Raw genomic sequence first — 19,887 nt, 5'->3', positions numbered from 1 at the left:
GTGCTGGTGTCGGTCGTGAGTACTGGTCGCGGTCGCGTGTGCCGCCGGCGGTCCTCATGGGTTCAGCGCGGCAGGACCGTCCCGGCGCTGCGGTGGAGCATGGCTTGCGGGCAGGACAGGACGAAGAGCGGCCGGGCGCCGCTGATGCCCAGCCGGCGCAGATGCCCGGCCATGGGTTCGGCGGCGGCGGTGTCCAGGCGCGGCCGTAAGCCGGTTCCGGTGTGCAGCCGCAGGGGTCCGTGGGCGCGGACCAGGGTGCGTACGGTGCTCCGGCCGCGCCGGCCGTACAGGACCCAGTCGGCCTCGGGGCAGCGGATGCCTGGGCCGAGGCGGCCCTCGACGGTGATTCCGAGGTCCCGCGAGGTGAAGCGGAGGTCCCGGCCCATGAGATCGGCCTCGGCCGTGGTCCGGACGGCGGGCTGGCCCCAGATCTCCCGGGCGACCGTGCGGGCCTCCTCGCTGGTGACGGCCAGCGAGAGGACGTGGCGGCCGGTGCGGCGCAGGTCGACGCGGCGCAGCAGGTCGACGGCGATGTCGCGCGGGCGTGGCTGCCACAGGTCGTCCACCAGGACCGACAGGGCGATCTCCGCGTACGGGCCGATGGTGGTGCACCGGTGCTCGTACAGGGAGAGCACGGCCAGCGCCCTGCGGCCGAGCCTGCTGGGCACCATCCAGGTGACGTCGGGCAGCAGGAACCGGACGGTGTCGGTGTCGACGGGGTAGCACAGGTGGGCGGCGGAGGAGTCGTAGTAGCGCACCGGCAGGTCGACCGGGCCGGCCGTGGTGGCGACGGAGGTGGTGGGCAGGGTGAGGAAGGGGTAGCCCTCGGGCGGGCGGGCGGGGTCCTTGAGCCGGTAGGCCTGGGTGCGCACGACGGGGCCGCGGTACGAGCCGAGTGCCTCGTCGACGTCCTTGCGGGCGCCGGGGACGACGGTCCGCAGGTGCTCGATGTACTCGCGCAGCATGTGGCACAGCGGGAACTCGTGGGTGGGGCCCGCGTAGTGGACCTCGTACCGGTTCGGGTGCGGATCGAACGCGGAACCCGCCCCCCTGCCGTCGAGGACGGGCACGATGTCGTGCTGATTGGTGATGCCGGCGACCCAGGTGCGCGGATCGGCGGGCCTTCTGCCGTCGACCGGGGCGCCGACGGCGACCAGGTGGGTGACCCGGTAGGCGCGGCAGAACGCGTCGTCCTGGGCGACGTTCATCAGCGCGATGCCGCCCTCGCCGTGCCCGATCAGGGCGAGGTCCGCGCCGCGCGGGATGCCGTGGTCCTCGAGGGCCCGCAGGATCGAGCGGGTGCCGGGCGAGTCGGCGGTGAACAGGTCGCGCCAGGCGCCGACGAGGTCCTGGGGGGAGTCGTTGCGAGGGCGGCCGGGGGCCATGCCGGGAACCTGGACGACGTACCGGACGACGCCGTCGGGTCCGCGCACGTTCTGTACGAGGATCCGCCCGTCGGTGGAGAGCGTCTCGATGTTGCGCAGGAAGCCCAGGAAGGAGCCCTCGGTGGCGATGGTCTGCTTCTCCTGGTCGGTGAGGTCGACGGCGTCGGCGGCGCCTTCGCCCCGGTCGGGGTCCGTGTCCGTGTGCCGGGAGCCGCTGATGCCGTGCGCCGGACCGGCGGACAGCTCGCGGCGCACTCCCGGCGCCCGTCGTGTGCTGTCGTTCTCCGGACCCTCGTCCAACAGGGTTCGGACGGTGAGGAGTTCGGACATCAGGGGAGCGAGCCCGGACAGCGCTCGCTGGGCACCCGGGTCCCTGAACAGGCCGCGCAGGGCGCGTACGGCCACCGGGGCGCGATCGGCGGTGAGGGCGTTCGTCAGCCGGCGCATGCCCGGGTCGCGCTCGAGCTCGGGGTGGTCGACCAGCAAGGAGGCGATCCCCAGCCGCAGCGAGGTGACCGCCACCGTCGCGGCCAGGCTCTCCCGGCCCAGCGCCGCCCCGGCCGCGCCGAGAACGTGCCGCATGCCCTTGGGCGCGGTGATCGCCGGGCCGCCGAGGCCCCGCTTGTTCGTCAGGGCCCGCAGCAGCGCCCACTGCGCGGCCAGGCCCGTACGGGGATGCCGGCGCGCCGACCCGGCCAGGGACGGCGCGAGCAGCGCGGTACTCGTGCGCGCGGACACCGCGCGGATGCCCTCGGCGACCTCGGCGACGTCCTGCGCGCAGCGGCGCAGCAGATCCCGAGCGTCCTGCTCGTCCCGACCATCCGGCTCGTCGCGCGCGTCCGGCTCGTCCCTCTCGTTCCGCCCTGGCCGCCTGGGTGCGTGGCCGTCCGCTCGCATCCGACGCTCCTCGACTCGACGACGTGCGACAGAGTGCGACCGCGTCCTGCGGGGCGCGGCCTCGGTCCCATCGTGGGCGAGGGACACCGCGCCCGCACCTCCATCCCTCCGGGCAGCGCACACCCGCCCCCCCTCGGGCGGAGGATGCGCTGCGGTCCCCTGCCACCGCGGGTCCCCGCGCCCCGGCGGCATATGGCAGTCGCACAACCGCGGCACACACACCCCTGCCGTTCGCCCGCTTCTCCTCGCGGGAGGTGCGCCGGGACCACGTCCGCCGAACGGGCTACGCGCACCGCTTCCCGGTCCGGCTTCTCACCCGTCACCCATCAGCCCGGCCGCGACCGTGGCCCCCAGCTCCCAGCACGCCTGTACGTCGGCCTTGCCGGGCTCACCGGTGACGCTCACCGCCTCGGCCGCACGGCGCCAGCCCAGGCCGGTGGTGATGGCCTCGATGGCGCGGACCGCGCCGGTGACGTCGTTGCCGCCGTGCACGTAGTAGCCGAAGGGCCGGCCCTGGGTCTGGTCCAGACAGGGGTAGTAGACCTGGTCGAAGAAGTGCTTGAGGGCCCCGGACATGTAGCCGAGGTTCGCCGGGGTGCCGAGGAGGTAGCCGTCGGCGTCGAGGACGTCGGAGGCGGTGGCGGACAGGGCGGCTCGGCGGACGACGCGCACGCCCTCGATCTCCGGTGTGGTCGCGCCGGACAGGACGGCCTCGAACATCGTCTGGCAGTTGGGCGACGGGGTGTGATGCACGATCAGCAGGGTAGGCACGCCCCGAACCCTGCCCCGCCGGCGCCACGGCCCGCAAACGGTGCCCGGACCGACGCACCGTTGTCGGCTCCTGGCCGGGGTGCGAGGATGCCGGCACCTGCCGGGACACGGCACCCGCACGGGGCCGGACACCCGTCGGGGCGGACGAGAGGAGCCGTCGTGGCCGAGGACGACCGCCGGGCACCGGCCGCCGTGGTGTTCGACGCGCTGGGACTCGACTACGAGAAGGCGTTCGCCTCCTCCGAGGCACACCTGGCCTCGCTCCGGTGGCTGCTGGAGCGGCTGGAACCGGGCAGCCGGGTCCTGGACGTGGGCAGCGGAACGGGACGGCCGACCGCACAGACCCTCGCGGCGGCGGGACACCACGTGCTCGGCGTCGACGTCTCCCCGGTCATGGTGGACCTCGCCGCCCGGCAGGTGCCCGAGGCCGAGTTCCGCCTCGTCGACATCCGCGAACTGCCGCTCACCGACAGCTCGTTCGACGCGGTGTGCGTGTACTTCTCCCTCCTGCAGATGTCCCGCGCCGAACAGTCCGCCGTCGTGGCCAAGGTGGCGCGTGCGGTGCGCCCCGGCGGCCTCGCCGTGCTGGCCACCGTGCCCCTCGATCTGGAGGCCGTCGACGGGGTGTTCATGGGCCGGCCGGTGCGGGTGACGAGCTTCGCCGCCGCGGACTTCACCCGGCTCGCGACGGAGGCGGGCCTGACCGTGCTGGCCGAGGAGCACGCCCTCTTCTCCCCGGCCCACCCCGACGCCGTACCCGAACCCCACCTCTTCCTCCACTGCGGGCGCGAGGCGGCCTGACGCGTACGCCGTCTCGCGTACGCCGTCTCGCGTCTCGCGTACGACGTTGCGGGTCCCCTCGGTTACATTGACGGCTCTGAACGGGAGGGGAGACGACGGTGCAGGTCAGGGTGGGGTCCGTGCTGGGTGCAGCGGTCCAGGCTGTGGTGCTGACGGCGGTGCTGGGAGGCTGTGCGCAGTCATCGGACGGTGACCGGAAGGCCTCCGCGAGCGCGTCGGCGACGGCGGACGGCGCGGGGACGAAGGGGGCAGTGGCGAGCGGCGGCACGATCGGCGCCGCTGATTCGGCCTGCGAACTGCCCGTCAGCTTCGCGGTCGCCCAGCACTGGAAGGCCAAGAGCATCGACGCCGGCAAGGAGCTGTCCAAGGCGTCGAACGGGCCGGACGGCGATCTGTCGGGGGCACTCGCCGACAGTTTCCTGCGTCAGGGTCCGGTCACCGCCGCCTGCGAGATCGACGCCAAGCCCGCCGGCCACATCGGCTTCCTGCGCGTGTGGACCGGCGAGCCGGGCGGCGCGGACGCACGCACCGTGCTGCGCGCGTTCGTCGCCGCCGAGGACAACGTCAGCAAGGAGAAGTACCGCGACGTGAAGACGGGTGGTGGCGTCGCCGGTGTGGAGGTGGAGTACCTCTACACGAGCAAGCTCCTGGAGGAGACCAAGAAGGAGCGCGCCCTCGCGGTCACCACGCCCGACGGCCCGGTCGTGCTGCACCTCGGCGGGATGGACACCGAGGAGCACGAGGCGATGCTGCCGGCGTACGAGCTGGCCAAGCGCACTCTCCGTGTCGCCTGACGAACGCATCGACGAACCTCGCGCATACGCATCAGGCATTCCACTCGTCAACCTTCACACGAGGCACACAAGTTCGTTAGGTTGACGCCAGGCCACGCGGCTGCCCCGCTCCGTGAGCGGGGCAGTGGCACACCGGGCCGGGAGATCCGACGACCTTCCGGCAGGTCGGCCCAACTGCCTTACAGGGCAAGGAAGGAGCACGTCTCCCATGGCGCCGGAGCGCGACGAGGTGCGGCAGCGGATCGACTCCCTCTACGACCGGGCCGAGAACGCGACGGGGAACTTCAACGCGACCCGGGCGATGGCGGTGGCGACACGCAGGAGGGGCGCGCCGCCCGCCCTGCGGCAGAGCCGGCCCTCGGATCCCGCGCTCGACGCGGTGGCCCGGCAGTGGTTCGACGCGGCTCGCGCGAAGCTCGGCCCGACGGTGCCCGCGACCCTCCCGGCCGACCGACTGCCGGACACCTCGGTGATTCCGGCTCGCAACCGGGAGCGGGCGGACATCTGCCGTCCGGGGGGCGACGCGCAGGAGATCACGGCGACCGACCGGCCCGCCTTGCCCGCTCCGCCCACGGGTGCCCCGGCACCGGGCGCGGGCCGCGCGACGGCGGAACTCACGGAAGGCGCCTCCCCGGCCGGTACGAGCGCGCGGCCGCGGCTCGCCCTGGAGGCGGGCGGCACAGACCTGTCGAGCCGGCGTTCCGCGACACTGCCCGCGCGGCGACCGGTTGAACTTCCCGCAGGGCGACCGGCCGAACCTCCCGTCGACGGAGCGAGTGAACTCCCTCCGGTTTATGGGGAGTTGCCCGTCAGGAGTGCGCTTCGGCCGGCCGAAGCGAGTCCGGCGGAGTCCCTCGGCCCCGGCATGCCCGACCCGCTCTCCGCCGCTACGGCAAAGACGACCGCACTTCCCGTCCCCGTACCCCAGCGCCCCTCCCCCGCGGACTCCAAGGCCGACGTCCGACGCAAGCTCGCAGCCGCCCGGGACCTGCTGTCCCGGCACACCGCCCGACTCGACGCCCCTCCCCCGGCACCTCAGATCCCACCCGCACAGGACACCTGGCCCACGCCGGCGGCCACCGTCACCCCCACCCCCGAGCCCACCCCCCTCGCACGAGCCGCCAGGGCCATCGCCTTCGCACGAGCGCAGATCGGGAAGCCCTGCGTCTGGGGAGCCACCGGACCGGACTCCTACGACTGCTCCAGCCTCACTCAGGGTGCCTGGAGGGCGGCGGGCGTCACGCTGCCACGAGCCGCGCACCAGCAGGCGCTCGCGGGCACCCCGGTGACTCTCGAATCCGTCCGGCCCGGGGACCTGGTGCTGTTCTTCGACGACGACCGGCACGTGGGCCTGTACGTCGGCGACGGCATGATGGTGCACGCCCCCGGCCCGGGGTCGTCCATCCGCGAGGAGTCGGTCTACGGCGCCGGAGAAAAGGCGATCCACCGGGTGATCCGCCCCGCGTGACGCGCACGACGAACCGGAACCAGACGCATCGACGACGGGCGCACCACCTCCGGCTCTCCCGCCGGTCCACCACCACGCCGGGCAACGCCGCTTCCACCACGTCTTGTTGACCGGCGCGATCCACCCTCTGCGCGACCGCCTCCGGCGCCATAAGTGACACCTGGACATGACATAAGATCGACTTATGAGGTCATAGACCGGACCCGCGTACTAACTTAGGGCTGCCTTAGCTTAGGGTTTCCGACGAGTCGCCTGTTTCACGCTCGAAGGGAACCTGATCATGCCGCGCCCCCTGCGGGTAGCCATCGTCGGAGCCGGCCCCGCCGGGATCTACGCCGCCGACGCCCTGCTGAAGTCCGAGGTGGCCGCCGACCCCGGCGTGTCCATCGACCTCTTCGAGCGGATGCCCGCCCCGTTCGGCCTGATCCGGTACGGCGTCGCCCCCGACCACCCGCGCATCAAGGGCATCATCACCGCCCTGCACCAGGTGCTCGACAAGCCGCAGATCCGCCTCTTCGGCAACGTCGACTACCCCACCGACATCAGCTTGGACGACCTGCGCGCGTTCTACGACGCGGTGATCTTCTCCACCGGCGCCATGGCCGACCGTGAGCTGTCCATACCCGGCATCGACCTCGACGGCTCCTACGGCGCTGCGGACTTCGTCTCCTGGTACGACGGCCACCCGGACGTGCCGCGCACCTGGCCCCTGGAGGCCGAGAAGGTCGCCGTGCTCGGCGTCGGCAACGTGGCCCTCGACGTGGCTCGCATCCTCGCCAAGACGGCGGACGAGCTGCTGCCGACGGAGATCCCGGCGAACGTCTACGACGGCCTGAAGGCGAACAAGGCGCTGGAGATCCACGTCTTCGGCCGGCGCGGCCCGGCGCAGGCGAAGTTCTCCCCGATGGAGCTGCGGGAGCTGGACCACTCCCCCAACATCGAGGTCATCGTCGACCCCGAGGACATCGACTACGACGCGGGCTCGATCGAGACCCGGCGCGGCAACAAGCAGGCCGACATGGTCGCCAAGACCCTCGAGAACTGGGCGATCCGCGACACCGGTGACCGGCCGCACAAGCTGTTCCTGCACTTCTTCGAGTCTCCCGCCGAGATCCTCGGCAAGGACGGCGAGGTCACCGGGCTGCGCACCGAGCGCACCGCCCTCGACGGCACCGGCAACGTCAAGGGCACCGGCGAGTTCAAGGACTGGGACGTCACCGCGGTCTACCGGGCCGTCGGCTACCTGTCCGAGGAACTGCCCAAGCTGCCGTGGGACACCGCCTCGGGCACGGTCCCGGACGAGGGCGGCCGGGTCGTCGAGGAGAGCGGCTCCCACCTCCGGTCGACGTACGTGACCGGCTGGATCCGGCGCGGTCCGATCGGTCTCATCGGCCACACCAAGGGCGACGCCAACGAGACCGTGGCCAACCTGCTGGACGACCACGCGAACGGCCGTCTGCACATCCCCGCCTCGCCCGAGCCGGAGGCGGTGGACGCCTTCCTCGCCGAGCGCGAGGTCCGCTTCACCACCTGGGAGGGCTGGTACAGGCTGGACGCCGCCGAGCGGGCGCTGGGCGAGCCGCAGGGCCGCGACCGCGTGAAGATCGTCGAGCGCGAGGACATGCTCCGGGAGAGCGGCGCCTGAGTCTCACCTGTCCCCCCTTCTTCACCGCTGGACCTCGACCGGGCCGTCGATCGGCCTTGTCGGGGTCCAGCGGTGTCCAGTCCCCAGGGACCTGCGCTTTCGGGCCGCCTGTGGACACCGCCGCCGTTCGTCCACGGTCAGCCCATGGCTGGCCACGGAACAGGGCCCGTCCCGAAGCGGATGGGTGGACGGGCCCCGTTCGCCGGACCAGTCTGGGCGCCCGACGGCGGGGACGGCGGTCGCCGGGGGCGTACGGCACGCTCCCCGGGTGCACGGCACACACCCAGCGCGCCCGGCGCACCGTGGCGTCCGCGCGGGCACCGCACGCGGGGGCGTCCGTCCGCCGCGACGCGCCGCCCGCGGGCCCCGGCCGACCCGTCACGACCCCGAGCGGTGATACTGGAGGGCGCACCCGCCCCCATCAGCAGATTGGCTCATGTCGAACTCCGCCACCGACCGCGCTGCCATCCCGGGGACCCTCTGGGCGGCCCGCGGCCGCCACACAGGCCCCGCAACCGAGGACGTCGTCCGCCGCACCCTGCACCGGCACAGGGAGGGCGGGGACATCGACGACTTCGCCGAGCCGCTCGTGCCCGACGGCTCCGTCCACCGGATCTTCGAGGCACGCTGGCGCGCCGCCGGTACGGTCACGGTGCGCGCCCGGCTCACCCTCGTACCGAGGCAGACCCGCCCCGAGGGGTACGAGTGGACGCTGGTCGCCGAGGCGGAGCAGCCGTGGGACGAGGCGTGGGCCTCGCCGGCCACCCTGTTCTGGCCGGAGGGCGGCTCGGCGCCGGGCTACGACGGTGACTGGGACCACCATCCCACCGTCGCCGGTCTGCGTTTCCGGCAGGTCAACGCGCTGCCCGAGGACGACAAGGAGATGCGGCGCCGGTTGCGGGAGGCCGCCCGCGAGGCCTGGTGCGTCAACCTGGTCGTGCACGAGGCGATGACCCCGGACGAGCACGGCAGGCTGCCCCTGGCACGGCTGCTGCCGCCGGGGCTGCGCCACCGCGTGCTGGAGCACCGCGCCGCCCCGCAGCAGTTGCGCGCCGTCAACTGGGCGCTGAAGGACCTCGACGTCGAGGTGCCGCGCGGCGGAGCGGTCCTGCTGGCCCCGGACCCCGCGCCGGACGGCTACGACCCGCGGGCGCACCGCGTGCGCAGCGTCTTCCTCGACGGCTCCGAGCCCACCGAACTCTTCGGCGCCGTACGGCACTTCGCCGCCCTGCCCCGGCCGCTGCCGCAGGGCATGGCGGAGGCGTTGACGGATCTGCGCGAGAACTGGACGCTCTTGACCGTCCAGGAGGAGCTGGAGCGCGAGCGTCGGCGGGTGGCGATGTACGCCGAGGCGCTGGAGGCCATGACGAAGTCCCGGGACCTGTACCGGCAGGCGGCCGAGCAGGCCCACGAGGCGCTCGCCGCCTACCGCGACGGGACCGTCCCGGCCCTGCCGCAGCAGCGGCCCGGCGCGGCCCGGACGCCGTCCCCGCTGCAGCAGCTGACGCGGACGTTCGAGCGGCTCGGGTTCACCCCCAGGACATCGCGTCAGGCACCGCCGCCGGACGACGCGCCAGGCTCCGACGGCCCCGGCCGGCCGTCGTGACCGGGACCGGCGCGGACTCGTGAGGGAGACCGGTCCGGCGTCCGCCGGAGCCGAGGGACAGGAGACCGCATGGACTCGACCACGATCCAGCTGCTGATCGCCGCCGCCGTCGTCATCGCGGTCCTGCTGCTGACCGTCGCCGTCGTCCTGCTGGTCCGGCTGGTCCGGGCTCGCCGGACCCTGCGGCGGGCGGGGCTGCCCACGGGGCCGCGCTGGGTGTTCTGGGGCGCGGTCCTCTACCTCGTGCTGCCCACCGACCTGCTGCCCGACCCCGTCTACCTGGATGACATCGGCGTCCTGCTCCTCGCCCTGCGCAGCCTGCGCGCCACGCGCCGACTGCCGCCGGAGGCCGGCGAGTTCTGAACGCCGGTACGCACGCCCCCGCGCGGCGCGCCGGTTCCGGTATGCCACACGATGGTCCGATGCGACCTACCTACACCGGCATTCAGACCGCACCGACGAAACCGGACGTCGCCGTGGTCGTCGACGTGATGCGCGCGTTCACCGTGGCCGCCTGGGCGTTCAGGGGCGGTGCGGAGAAGATCGTCTTCACCGGTACCCAGGAGGAGGCCCTTGAGCTGAAGTCCCGTCACCCCGGCTGGCTGGCCTTCCAGGACGGCGCGCCGGTGCCGGGTTTCGACCTGGCCAACTCGCCCGCCCAGCTGCGCTCCCTCGACGTACGCGGCCGTACGGTCGTGCAGAAGACCACGGCGGGGACGGCGGGAGCGCTGGCGGTCGCGGACGCGCGGCTGCTGCTGTGCGCGAGCTTCGTCGTGGCCGGGGCGACGGCCGAACTGCTGCGGCGGGTCCGCCCGGACGCCGTGACCTTCGTCGTCACCGGGGACGGCGGGACGGCCGAAGAGGACCTGGCCTGCGCCCAGTACATCGCGGCCCGGGCCGGCTCGGCCGACGCCGGCCCCGCCCCGTACACCGACCTCACCCCGTACGCCGACCCCGCTCCGTACCTCGACCGGGCCCGGCGTTCCGGCGGCGCGCTCCGGCTCGCCGAGGAGGTGCGGCTGGGCCGGGCGGGTGTCCACCCCGAGGACGCGGCGATGTGCCTGGAGGCGGACACCTTCCCGTTCGCCATGGCGGCCGTCCGAGAGGACGGTCACCTGATCCTGCGGCCCGTGCGAACTTCGACGGACGGCCGGCTCAACTCCCCTCGTCGTGGCGGAGGTTCGCCACAGTGAGGCCGGTCAGCAGGACGGTCAGGGCCGCGAGGGCGGCGACGGCGGCGGCCGTGCCCGCCAGCCAGGGCGGTGCCAGCAGTGCGGCCTGCAAGAGTGCCGGGTCCGGCAGGCCGGACCTCCCGCCCAGCGCCTGTGCGGCGACGAGCGCCGCCGCGACGGCCAGCGCGCAGGTCGCCGCCCCCAGCCGGACCTGCGGCGTTCGCACCAGCAGCGCGAGGGCCAGCAGCACACAGGCGCCGGACGCCAGGAGAGTGGCCCCGAGGACGCCGGAGGCCGGGCCGGTCCAGTAGCGCGGGGCGTGGGCGGCCCCGCACAGGAACACGGCCAGCGCGGTGGCGCGCGCACACCAGTCCAGGCCCCCGGACGTCCGGGGGCCGACCGCCGTGCCGGTCTCGGGGGCGGACGTGGCAGACGCCGACGCCGAAGCAGAGACCGCAGCCGACGCAGACGCCGCAGGGGACGCCGAGGCCGACGTGGAGGATGCGGGCGACGCGGTGGACGCGGTGGACGGGGACTTGGCGGTCGGAGACTTGACCACCGAGATCGTGGCCGCCGGAGACTTCGCGGGCGCGGTCGTCGCGGGCGGAGTCGTACTGCGCGCGGAGACGGACTCGGCGGCGGGCGGCGCCGGCTGTGGTCCGGTGTGGGCGCCCCCGGGTCGTGCGGCGACCCGCCCGGCGAGCAGTTCGGCAAGACCCTCGACGGGCCGGTTGACGGGCGTCGCCGGGACGGCCGCGCGCCCGCGGTGGGGTTTCGCGGGCGTGCGGTGCGGCGGTTCCATCAGCCGCGAGACCCCGTCCACCGGGCGCTGTTGCCCGGCGGCGCCGATCGCCTCGTCGGCGCTGTCCGTGTCGCGGGGCGGCCGGGTGAGGAGGGTGATCAGGCGGGTGACGTCCGCCACGGAACGGTCGACACCGGCCGCGCGCGGTACGTCGACCGTGGCGGCGGCGTGCTCGGGCGATATGTCGGGGTCGTCGGGACTGACGGACGAAGAGCGGGTGGTCATCTCGGCTCCTGACGAAGGGTGCAGCCGCGCCGACGCCCCCGCGTTGCGGCACGCGGTATTACGTTGTCCATTACGAGGAGCCCTCTCGGGGTCCCGCCACTCGGGTGAGGCAGTGGTGTGAGCGTGGTCCGGCCGGGTCACCGTGCCCGCCCCGATCCCCCGGCCCCGGATCTCGTCGATCTCACCCGCACCTGCACCAACTCTCTCGCCTGTCGCGGCCGGGCAGTGTAGACATGGCTCATGGTCCGAATGCCCGGCCGGCCCGACACACGGCCGCCCCGTCCGTTCGGGCGTCCGCGCCCGCCGCTCGCCACGCCGAGACCGGGCGGAGACGGCGTGAACGGCGCCCGGCCCGCGGTGCTGCGCGCGGCGGTGAGCGGACGGAGCGTCGCCGGTCAGGTGTTCGTCCTGCAAGTGGTGATCGTGCTGCTGCTGGTCGTGTCGGCCGTGGTGGCGCAGGTCCTCCAGGTACGGCACGACAGTGAGCAGGAGGCCCGCAACCGCTCCCTCGCCGTCGCCCAGGCGTTCGCGAACGCGCCCGGCACGGCCGCCGCGCTGAGCACCCCGGACCCGACGGCGGTCCTCCAGCCGCGCGCCGAGGCCGCCCGCAAGGGAGCCGAGGTGGACTTCGTCGTCGTGATGAACACCGAAGGCATCCGCTACACGCACCCCAAGAAGGACCGGATCGGCAAGAAGTTCGTCGGCACGATCGGTCCGGCTCTCGCCGGAGGCACGGTCGTGGAGGAGGTCAACGGAACCCTCGGCCCGCTCGTGCAGGTCGTGGTGCCGGTGAAGGACTCCGCCGGCAAGGTCGTCGGCCTGGTGTCGGCCGGCATCACCACCGCGCACGTCGGCGGGGTCGCCGAACAGCAGCTGCCGTTGCTGCTCGGCGCGGCGGCGGCGGCCCTCGCCCTGGCCACCGGCGGCACCGCCCTGGTCAGCAGACGGCTGTTGCGCCAGACGCACGGGCTCGGCCCGTACGAGATGACCCGGATGTACGAGCACCACGACGCGGTGCTGCACGCCGTGCGCGAGGGTGTGCTGATCGTCGGCGGCGACGGCCGCCTGCTGCTGGCCAACGACGAGGCCCAACGACTGCTGGACCTGCCCGAGGACGCCGAGCGGCGGCATGTGCTGGAGCTGGGGCTGGACGACGAGACGGCCGGGCTGCTCGCCTCGGGACGGGTCGCCACCGACGAGGTGCACCTGGTCAAGGACCGGCTGCTGGCCATCAACCAGCGCCCCACCGACCTGCGCGGCGGCCCGCCCGGCAGCGTCACCACGCTGCGCGACTCCACGGAGCTGCGCGCCCTGTCCGGCCGGGCCGAGGTGGCCCGCGAGCGGCTGAACATGCTGTACGACGCCGGAGTCGGCATCGGCACCAGCCTGGACGTCACCCGGACCTCCGAGGAACTGGCCGAACTCGCGGTCCCACGCTTCGCGGACTTCGCCACCGTGGACCTGTTCGACGCGGTGCTGAACGGCGAGGAACCCAAACCCGGCACCGCGCTGCGCCGGGCCGCCTGCACCGGTGTCCGCAAGGACGCCCCCCTGTACCAGGTGGGCGAACGCATCCGGTTCGTGGCGACCTCACCGCAGGCCCGCAGTCTGACGACGGGACAGTCCGTGGCGGAGCCCCGGCTGGACGAGGCGACCGGCTGGCAGGCGCAGGACCTGGAGCGCACCGAGCAGATCATGGCGTACGGCATCCACTCGCTGATCACCGTGCCGCTGCGGGCGGGCAGCCTGGTCCTCGGGGTGGCCACCTTCTGGCGGTCGCAGAAGCCGCAGCCGTTCGACGCGGAGGAACTGGCCCTCGCCGAGGAACTGGCCGCGCGGGCCGCCGTGTCGATCGACAACGCCCGCCGCTACACCCGTGAGCACAGCATGGCGGTGACGCTCCAGCGCAGCCTGCTGCCGCGCACCCTGCCCGAGCAGGACGCCCTGGACATCGCCTACCGCTATCTGCCGGCGCAGGCGGGGGTGGGCGGCGACTGGTTCGACGTGCTGCCGCTGTCCGGTGCCCGGGTGGCGCTCGTGGTGGGGGACGTCGTGGGGCACGGGCTGCACGCGGCGGCGACGATGGGCCGGCTGCGCACCGCCGTGCACAACTTCTCCTCGCTGGATCTCGCGCCGGACGAACTGCTCAGCCTGCTGGACGAGTTGGTGGGGCGCATCGACCAGGACGAGACCCCGGCCGACGGCGCCGCCGCGGTCACCGGGGCGACCTGCCTGTACGCGGTGTACGACCCGGTGTCCCGGCACTGCACCGTCGCGCGGGCCGGTCATCCGCCGCCCGCACTGGTGTACCCGGACGGCCGCGTGGAGTTCCCGGACGTGCCGGCCGGGCCCCCGCTGGGCCTGGGCGGGCTGCCGTTCGAGACCGTCGATCTGGAACTGCCGGAGGGCAGCCGGCTGGTGCTGTACACCGACGGGCTGGTGGAGGACCGGGACCGGGACATCGACGAGGGTCTTGAGCTGCTGCGTGACGCGCTCGGCCGCGCGCGGGACGCCTCGCCGGAGGACACCTGCCGGACGGTGCTCGACCGGCTCCCGGCCCGGCCCAGCGACGACGTGGCGCTGCTGGTGGCCCGCACCCGGGTCCTCGGCTCCGACCGGGTCGCCGAGTGGCAGGTGCCGTCCGACCCGGCGGCCGTCTCGGACGTACGGGCCGCGGTGACCCGCAAGCTGTCCGAGTGGGGGCTCGAGGAGCTGTCGTTCACGACCGAGCTGATGCTGAGCGAGCTGGTCACCAACGCCATCCGCTACGCGCGCGCCCCGATCGGCGTACGGCTGCTGCGCGCCCGCACGCTGATCTGCGAGGTCTCCGACCACAGCACCACCTCGCCGCATCTGCGGTACGCGGCGAGCACCGACGAGGGCGGCCGGGGCCTGTTCCTGGTCGCGCAGCTCGCCGAGCGCTGGGGTACCCGCTACACGCCCACCGGCAAGATCATCTGGGCGGAGCAGCCGTTGCCCTGAGGCCCGGCCCGGTCCGGTCAGACCGGGCCGGACCGCGGTCAGCCGAGGGCGCGGTCGAGGTTGAAGGCGGCGCTGATCAGGGACAGGTGGGTGAACGCCTGCGGGAAATTGCCCTGTTGCTCACCGGTGCGGCCGATCTCCTCGGCGTACAGGCCGAGATGGTTGGCGTAGGTGAGCATCTTCTCGAAGGCCAGCCTGGCCTCGTCGAGCCGGCCCGCCCGGACCAGTGCCTCGACGTACCAGAAGGAGCAGATGGAGAAGGTGCCCTCGTCGCCGCGCAGGCCGTCGGGGCTGGCCTGCGGGTCGTAGCGGTAGACGAGGGAGTCGGAGACCAGGTCCTCGGTGAGGGCGTCCAGGGTGGACAGCCACTTGGGGTCGGTGGGGGCGATGAACTTGGCGAGCGGCATCATCAGCACGGAGGCGTCGAGCACGTCGCCCTCCTCGGTCTGCATGAAGGCGCTCCGGGACTCCGACCAGCCGCGGTCCATGATCCGCCGGTAGATGGCGTCGCGTTGCTGGCGCCAGCGGCGATGGTCGGCGGGCAGCCCCCGGTGGGTGGCGAGGCGGATGGCCCGCTCGATCGCGACCCAGCACATCAGCCGCGAGTACAGGAAGTTCTTGCGGCCGCCGCGGGTCTCCCACACGCCCTCGTCGGGCTGGTCCCAGTGGTCGCACACCCAGTCGACGAGCTGGCACACGTCGTCCCACTGGCTGCTGGAGATGGGCTGGGCCCACTTGTCGTAGAGGTAGATGGAGTCGATCAGGGCGCCGTAGATGTCGAGCTGGAGCTGGTCGGCGGCGGCGTTGCCGACCCGGACCGGGGAGGAGCCCTCGTGTCCCTCCAGGTGGGACAGTTCGCTTTCGGGCAGCTGGGTGCGCCCGTCGATGCCGTACATGATCTGCAGCGGGCCGGAGGCGGCGCCGTCCCCGGGGCTGATGTGGGTGGTCAGGAACTTCATGAAGGCTTCGGCCTCGCCGCTGAAGCCGAGCCGCAGCAGCGCGTAGACGGCGAAGGCGGCGTCGCGGACCCAGACGTAGCGGTAGTCCCAGTTGCGCTCGCCGCCCATCTGCTCGGGCAGGCTGGTGGTGGGCGCGGCGACGATGGCGCCGGTGGGCGCGTAGGTGAGGAGCTTGAGGGTGAGCGCCGAGCGGTGCACCATCTCGCGCCAGCGGCCTCGGTAGCGGGACTGCTGGAGCCAGCGCCGCCAGTAGGCGACGGTCGCGTTGAACTCGTGCTCCGCCTCCGCGTGGGCGCAGGCGCGCGGGCTCACCTCTGCGCCGACCTGGTCCAGGGCGAGCACGGCGGTCTCACCCTCGCTGAGCTTGAAGTCGGCCCACGTGTCCCGGCCGTCGTGCTCCAGGGCGACCGTGGAGGTGAGCGCGAGGGACAGCTTGGGGGAATCGAAGACCACCAGGCCGTCCCGCTCACTCACGGTGTGCTGGTCGGCGCCGTAGTTGAAGCGCGGGGCGACCAGGGCCCGGAAGGGCACGGTGCCGCGGACGCACACCACGCGCCGGATCAGCCGGTGCCGGACCGCGGCGCCGCATTCCGCCCCGCTGACCGGCATGAAGTCCTGCACCTCGCCGACGCCGTCCTCCGTGAAGAACCGGGTGATCAGCACATTGGTGTCGGGGAAGTAGAACTGCTTGGTGCGTGCCGGTACGGCGGCGGCCAGCTCGAAGCGCCCGCCGCGCTCGGCGTCCAGGACCGCCGCGAAGACGCTGGGGGCGTCGAAGGACGGGCAGCAGTACCAGTCGATGGTGCCGTTGCTGCCGACCAGGGCGACCGTGCGCAGGTCGCCGATGAGGCCGTGCTCGGCGATCGGCAGGTAGCGGGGGATCCCGGACAGATCCTGCTGGAAGCGAATGTCGGCCATCGCTGGGGCCTCCCCGGTGTTTTGTGCCTGCTTGTACCAGCTTAGGTGCGGGTGAATTCTTCCGGCCTGGGCAACCGCTCAGTGTCTCGGCGCGCCATGCCCTCCGGATGCAGGGTGCGCGAAGGCGGGCAATGGTGAGAGTGTGCCCCGTTCGGCGGCACCGGCACGGATGCGGTCATCCGGACCGAGGAGGAGGCATCATGTCGACGTCAGCACCCGAAGGATCCCGGTCGCCCGACGACCACACCACCCCGGACGCCCTGCTTCACACCGCTCCCTCGCAGAATGTCACGCCGGAGGACCTGGTGATGGCGGCGGGCAGGGACGTCACCCCGAAGAACCTCGACTGGGCGCGGCGCAAGCTGGAGACCGAAGGATGGGCGGCCGTGGAGAAGCTGCTGCCCTAGGGCGGTCCGGGAATCACACGACAACGGGGGTCCGGCCGGGCGGGCGCACGGTGCTCCGCGAAAGAGTTCCGGGTCCGCTCGGCGCATCGGTGTGTCCGTCGGCGGCCGGGAAGGCTGTGCGGCGCAGGGGCCTTCCGCAGGGTGCCCGGCGGCTGCCAGACTCCCGAGGGTGCCCGACTTCGACATGCTCGTCATCGGATCCGGACCCGGCGGACAGAAGGCCGCCATCGCCGCGGCCAAGCTCGGCCGCCGGGTCGCCGTCATCGACCGCCCCGACATGGTGGGCGGTGTCTCCCTGCACACCGGCACCATCCCGTCCAAGACGCTGCGCGAGGCCGTGCTCTACCTGACCGGTCTCACCCAGCGCGACATGTACGGGCAGAGCTACCGCCTCAAGGAGGAGATCACCGTCGCCGACCTGACCGCGCGCACCCGGCACGTGGTCGGCCGCGAGGTGGACGTGGTCCGCAGCCAGCTCTCCCGCAACCAGGTGACCCTGTTCCCGGGGACGGCCCGGTTCGTCGATCCGCACACGATCGCCCTGAGCGACGACGTGACGGGCGACGAACGGCTGCTGAGCGCCGAGCACATCGTCATCGCCACCGGCACCCGGCCGGCCCGCCCGGACAGCGTGGAGTTCGACGGGCGGACCATCATGGACTCCGACAACGTGCTCTCGGTGGAGCGGGTGCCGCGCTCCATGGTGATCGTGGGCGCCGGGGTGATCGGCATGGAGTACGCCTCGATGTTCGCCGCACTGGGCAGCAAGGTGACGGTCGTCGAGAAGCGGCCCGGGATGCTGGACCTGTGCGACGTCGAGGTGGTGGAGTCCCTCAAGTACCACCTGCGGGACCTGGCCGTGACGTTCCGCTTCGGAGAGACGGTGGCGGCCGTCGAGCGGCATCCCCGGGGCACCCTGACCGTGCTGGAGAGCGGTAAGAAGATCCCCGCCGACACGGTCATGTACTCGGCGGGCCGGCAGGGGCTGACCGCCGGCCTCGGCCTGGACAAGGCGGGTCTGACGGCCGACGCACGCGGCCGGATCCGGGTCGACGAGCACTACCGCACCGAGGTCGGGCACATCTACGCCGTCGGTGACGTCATAGGTTTCCCGGCGCTCGCCGCGACCTCCATGGAGCAGGGCCGGGCGGCCGCGTACCACGCCTGCGGGGAGCCGGTCGGGCGGATGCACAACCTGCAGCCGATCGGGATCTACACGATTCCCGAGATCAGTTTCGTCGGGCGGACCGAGGACCAGCTCACCGAGGACCGGGTGCCGTTCGAGGTGGGCATCGCCCGGTACCGGGAGCTGGCGCGGGGGCAGATCATCGGCGACTCCCACGGCATGCTGAAGCTGCTGGTCTCACCGGTGGACCGGACCCTGCTGGGCGTGCACTGCTTCGGTTCCGGGGCGACCGAACTGATCCACATCGGGCAGTCCGTGATGGGGTGCGGGGGCACGGTGGACTACCTGGTGGACGCGGTGTTCAACTATCCGACGCTTGCGGAGTCGTACAAGGTGGCCGCGCTGGACGCGACGAACAAGCTGCGGCAGATCGACCATCTCGAGGAGTGAACCGACCGCCTCGGGGAGAAAGCGCGGACGCCTCCGGGGTCGGTCGACGGGCTGTTCGGCCGGGGCGGCCAGGCCCGCCGTCCGCTTCTCCTCGCCGGCGAGGAGAGCGAGCAGTTCGACGGTGCCGATGAGGAGAGCTGCGGCGACGGACGGGCCGGTGACGGTGACGGTGAGGTTGTAGTAGATCGTGCGGACCGGCTTGGAGAAGGCCCAGCCGTGGGCGAAAGTCCGCCGCGTCTGCGGAGTCCGCCGAGCCTCCGGCCGGAGCACCGCCGGCGCCGAGATGCCGCGGTGCGACGATCCCGACGAGGGTGCCCCCGCCGATGAGGTGCGGGGCGCGCACGAAGGCGGCCATGCCGCCGGCCCTGGTCCGCTCCTGCCGCGTCATGGAGCCTCGGACGCGGTGCCAGGCCGAGCGCTCGTCCTCGGCCCGGGCGGGGAGGGACGGAGCGGAACCAGGGGCGGCCGTCATCGGGAGGGTCGTCCTTCGGTGGCGCGGGTACGGCTGCGCGGCACAGCCTTGCGCCATCGCTCCGCACTCGCAACAGCTGTGCAGTAAAGGCGGCGGCAGGCCTTGCCCATGGAGAGGGAAAGGCCCCGTGCGAGTGAAGCGGCGGCGGGCCGGTGCGGGACGGGAACCACGACCGGGCTCCGATCGTCTACAGTTGAGTCGTCGTCTACAAATGTGTAGTCGGAGTCAGTCGAAGCAAGACCTAGCCGAAGGAAAGGGCGTGCGGCGATGGCCACTCCCTCATACCTGTCGTCGCAGCTCGCGGTCAACCTGCTCGACGCCAACTCGCTGCTGGCCGCCTTCGGCGTGATCGGCGTCGGCGTGGTGCTCTTCGCCGAGACCGGCCTGCTGATCGGCTTCTTCCTGCCCGGGGACTCCCTGCTGTTCACCGCCGGTCTGCTGTGCACCGGCACCTCCGACCGGAGCGTGCACCTGTCCCTCGGGCCGCTGCTCGTCGCGGCGGCCGTCGGAGCCGTGACCGGTTCGCAGGTCGGGTTCCTGATCGGCCGCAAGGCCGGCGGGACCCTGCTGGCCCGCAGCCGGTCGGCCCGGCTGCACGAGGGCGCGCAACGCGCCGAGGAACTCCTGGAGCGCTACGGGTTCGCGAAGGCGATCGTGCTGGCCCGCTTCGTGCCGGTGGTGCGGACGGTGCTCAACCCGATGGCGGGCGCGCTCGGCGTGCCGGCCCGCACGTTCACGATCTGGCAGGTGGCCGGCGGCCTGGTGTGGAGCATCGGCCTCACCCTCGGCGGATACGCGCTGGGCTCCTCGATCCCGAACGTCGACAAGTACCTGCTGCCGGTCATCGCGCTCATCGTGATCGTGTCGCTGATCCCGCTCGCCGCCGAGGTGCTGCGCTCCCGCAGGGCCGCCAAGGAGGCCCGGTGACGAAGCTGCCGCAGTGCGAGCCCCGGCCCCGGACGTGGGCCGGGCGGCGGACTGCGGCCGGGCCGCGGACAGCGACTGAG

Annotated in this window: 15 protein-coding genes and 1 pseudogene; 11 read left to right on the top strand and 5 right to left on the bottom strand. The window is 72.9% G+C overall.

Going from position 1 to position 19,887, the window contains the following annotated elements:
* Window positions 1-62 precede the first annotated feature (62 nt).
* The gene (locus ACWD5D_RS14450) at window positions 63-2,282 is read right to left on the bottom strand and encodes a hypothetical protein (protein ID WP_451372994.1); all 2,220 of its coding nucleotides are present in this window, start codon (window positions 2,280-2,282) and stop codon (window positions 63-65) included.
* Window positions 2,283-2,594: 312 nt separating this feature from the next.
* Window positions 2,595-3,053 carry a flavodoxin family protein gene (locus tag ACWD5D_RS14445; protein ID WP_451372993.1) on the bottom strand — a complete coding sequence of 153 codons (459 nt, stop codon included), beginning with the start codon at window positions 3,051-3,053 and terminating at the stop codon, window positions 2,595-2,597.
* An 87-nt stretch (window positions 3,054-3,140) separates the two neighbouring features.
* Between ACWD5D_RS14445 and ACWD5D_RS14440 the strand changes: the two genes are divergently transcribed.
* The 7 genes from ACWD5D_RS14440 (at window position 3,141) to ACWD5D_RS14410 (ending at window position 10,560) form a co-directional block, all read left to right on the top strand.
* Window positions 3,141-3,854, top strand: a complete 714-nt coding sequence (locus tag ACWD5D_RS14440; protein WP_451372992.1) for a class I SAM-dependent methyltransferase — start codon at window positions 3,141-3,143, stop codon at window positions 3,852-3,854.
* Window positions 3,855-3,952: 98 nt separating this feature from the next.
* Complete coding sequence (locus ACWD5D_RS14435; protein WP_451372991.1) at window positions 3,953-4,648, top strand: lipoprotein; 696 nt, start codon at window positions 3,953-3,955, stop codon at window positions 4,646-4,648.
* Between the two features lie 208 nt (window positions 4,649-4,856).
* Window positions 4,857-6,116 carry a C40 family peptidase gene (locus ACWD5D_RS14430; RefSeq protein WP_451372990.1) on the top strand — a complete coding sequence of 420 codons (1,260 nt, stop codon included), beginning with the start codon at window positions 4,857-4,859 and terminating at the stop codon, window positions 6,114-6,116.
* Window positions 6,117-6,396: 280 nt separating this feature from the next.
* Complete coding sequence (locus tag ACWD5D_RS14425; RefSeq protein ID WP_451372989.1) at window positions 6,397-7,761, top strand: FAD-dependent oxidoreductase; 1,365 nt, start codon at window positions 6,397-6,399, stop codon at window positions 7,759-7,761.
* A gap of 436 nt (window positions 7,762-8,197) precedes the next feature.
* Window positions 8,198-9,367 carry a hypothetical protein gene (locus ACWD5D_RS14420; RefSeq protein WP_451372988.1) on the top strand — a complete coding sequence of 390 codons (1,170 nt, stop codon included), beginning with the start codon at window positions 8,198-8,200 and terminating at the stop codon, window positions 9,365-9,367.
* A gap of 69 nt (window positions 9,368-9,436) precedes the next feature.
* Window positions 9,437-9,730, top strand: a complete 294-nt coding sequence (locus tag ACWD5D_RS14415; RefSeq protein ID WP_451372987.1) for a DUF1232 domain-containing protein — start codon at window positions 9,437-9,439, stop codon at window positions 9,728-9,730.
* A gap of 59 nt (window positions 9,731-9,789) precedes the next feature.
* Window positions 9,790-10,560: a 2-phosphosulfolactate phosphatase gene (locus ACWD5D_RS14410; RefSeq protein ID WP_451372986.1), complete on the top strand. Its 771-nt coding sequence runs from the start codon at window positions 9,790-9,792 to the stop codon at window positions 10,558-10,560.
* Here ACWD5D_RS14410 and ACWD5D_RS14405 read toward each other — a convergent pair.
* Window positions 10,523-11,566 (bottom strand): hypothetical protein, encoded by a 1,044-nt coding sequence (locus ACWD5D_RS14405; protein WP_451372985.1) that lies wholly within the window; start codon window positions 11,564-11,566, stop codon window positions 10,523-10,525. The genes ACWD5D_RS14410 and ACWD5D_RS14405 overlap by 38 nt on opposite strands.
* A 240-nt stretch (window positions 11,567-11,806) precedes the next feature.
* Between ACWD5D_RS14405 and ACWD5D_RS14400 the strand changes: the two genes are divergently transcribed.
* Window positions 11,807-14,548, top strand: a complete 2,742-nt coding sequence (locus ACWD5D_RS14400; RefSeq protein ID WP_451372984.1) for a SpoIIE family protein phosphatase — start codon at window positions 11,807-11,809, stop codon at window positions 14,546-14,548.
* A 38-nt stretch (window positions 14,549-14,586) separates the two neighbouring features.
* On the opposite strand, the gene ACWD5D_RS14395 is transcribed toward ACWD5D_RS14400, so the two are convergent.
* Window positions 14,587-16,425, bottom strand: coding sequence for a glycoside hydrolase family 15 protein (locus ACWD5D_RS14395; RefSeq protein ID WP_451372983.1), 1,839 nt, complete (start codon window positions 16,423-16,425; stop codon window positions 14,587-14,589).
* 200 nt (window positions 16,426-16,625) lie between these two features.
* Between ACWD5D_RS14395 and ACWD5D_RS14390 the strand changes: the two genes are divergently transcribed.
* Together ACWD5D_RS14390 and sthA are read left to right on the top strand one after the other, a co-directional pair.
* Window positions 16,626-16,832: a hypothetical protein gene (locus ACWD5D_RS14390; protein WP_451372982.1), complete on the top strand. Its 207-nt coding sequence runs from the start codon at window positions 16,626-16,628 to the stop codon at window positions 16,830-16,832.
* 169 nt (window positions 16,833-17,001) lie between these two features.
* Entirely contained in the window at window positions 17,002-18,408 is a 1,407-nt protein-coding gene (gene sthA / locus ACWD5D_RS14385; protein WP_451372981.1) for a Si-specific NAD(P)(+) transhydrogenase, read from the top strand.
* A 96-nt stretch (window positions 18,409-18,504) separates the two neighbouring features.
* Here sthA and ACWD5D_RS14380 read toward each other — a convergent pair.
* Window positions 18,505-18,633: pseudogene (locus ACWD5D_RS14380) on the bottom strand (HoxN/HupN/NixA family nickel/cobalt transporter); the annotation flags it as partial.
* 514 nt (window positions 18,634-19,147) lie between these two features.
* On the opposite strand from ACWD5D_RS14380, the gene ACWD5D_RS14375 reads away from it, so the two are divergent.
* On the top strand, window positions 19,148-19,807 hold the full coding sequence (locus tag ACWD5D_RS14375) for a DedA family protein (RefSeq protein WP_451372980.1): 660 nt from the start codon (window positions 19,148-19,150) through the stop codon (window positions 19,805-19,807).
* The last annotated feature ends 80 nt before the right edge of the window (window positions 19,808-19,887 follow it).

It is taken from the genome of Streptomyces sp. NPDC002520 (genome assembly GCF_053595235.1).
This window is presented reverse-complemented; position numbering and strand designations above follow the sequence as displayed.

What these genes read in the sequence shown, in the direction of transcription:
- ACWD5D_RS14410 (WP_451372986.1), top strand. Translation starts at nt 9,790, where the DNA reads ATGCGACCTACCTACACCGGCATTCAGACCGCACCGACGAAACCGGAC.
- ACWD5D_RS14390 (WP_451372982.1), top strand. Translation starts at nt 16,626, where the DNA reads ATGTCGACGTCAGCACCCGAAGGATCCCGGTCGCCCGACGACCACACC.
- ACWD5D_RS14425 (WP_451372989.1), top strand. Translation starts at nt 6,397, where the DNA reads ATGCCGCGCCCCCTGCGGGTAGCCATCGTCGGAGCCGGCCCCGCCGGG.
- ACWD5D_RS14430 (WP_451372990.1), top strand. Translation starts at nt 4,857, where the DNA reads ATGGCGCCGGAGCGCGACGAGGTGCGGCAGCGGATCGACTCCCTCTAC.
- ACWD5D_RS14450 (WP_451372994.1), bottom strand. Translation starts at nt 2,282, where the DNA reads ATGCGAGCGGACGGCCACGCACCCAGGCGGCCAGGGCGGAACGAGAGG.
- ACWD5D_RS14400 (WP_451372984.1), top strand. Translation starts at nt 11,807, where the DNA reads ATGGTCCGAATGCCCGGCCGGCCCGACACACGGCCGCCCCGTCCGTTC.
- ACWD5D_RS14440 (WP_451372992.1), top strand. Translation starts at nt 3,141, where the DNA reads ATGCCGGCACCTGCCGGGACACGGCACCCGCACGGGGCCGGACACCCG.
- ACWD5D_RS14405 (WP_451372985.1), bottom strand. Translation starts at nt 11,566, where the DNA reads ATGACCACCCGCTCTTCGTCCGTCAGTCCCGACGACCCCGACATATCG.
- ACWD5D_RS14395 (WP_451372983.1), bottom strand. Translation starts at nt 16,425, where the DNA reads ATGGCCGACATTCGCTTCCAGCAGGATCTGTCCGGGATCCCCCGCTAC.
- ACWD5D_RS14415 (WP_451372987.1), top strand. Translation starts at nt 9,437, where the DNA reads ATGGACTCGACCACGATCCAGCTGCTGATCGCCGCCGCCGTCGTCATC.
- ACWD5D_RS14420 (WP_451372988.1), top strand. Translation starts at nt 8,198, where the DNA reads ATGTCGAACTCCGCCACCGACCGCGCTGCCATCCCGGGGACCCTCTGG.
- ACWD5D_RS14375 (WP_451372980.1), top strand. Translation starts at nt 19,148, where the DNA reads ATGGCCACTCCCTCATACCTGTCGTCGCAGCTCGCGGTCAACCTGCTC.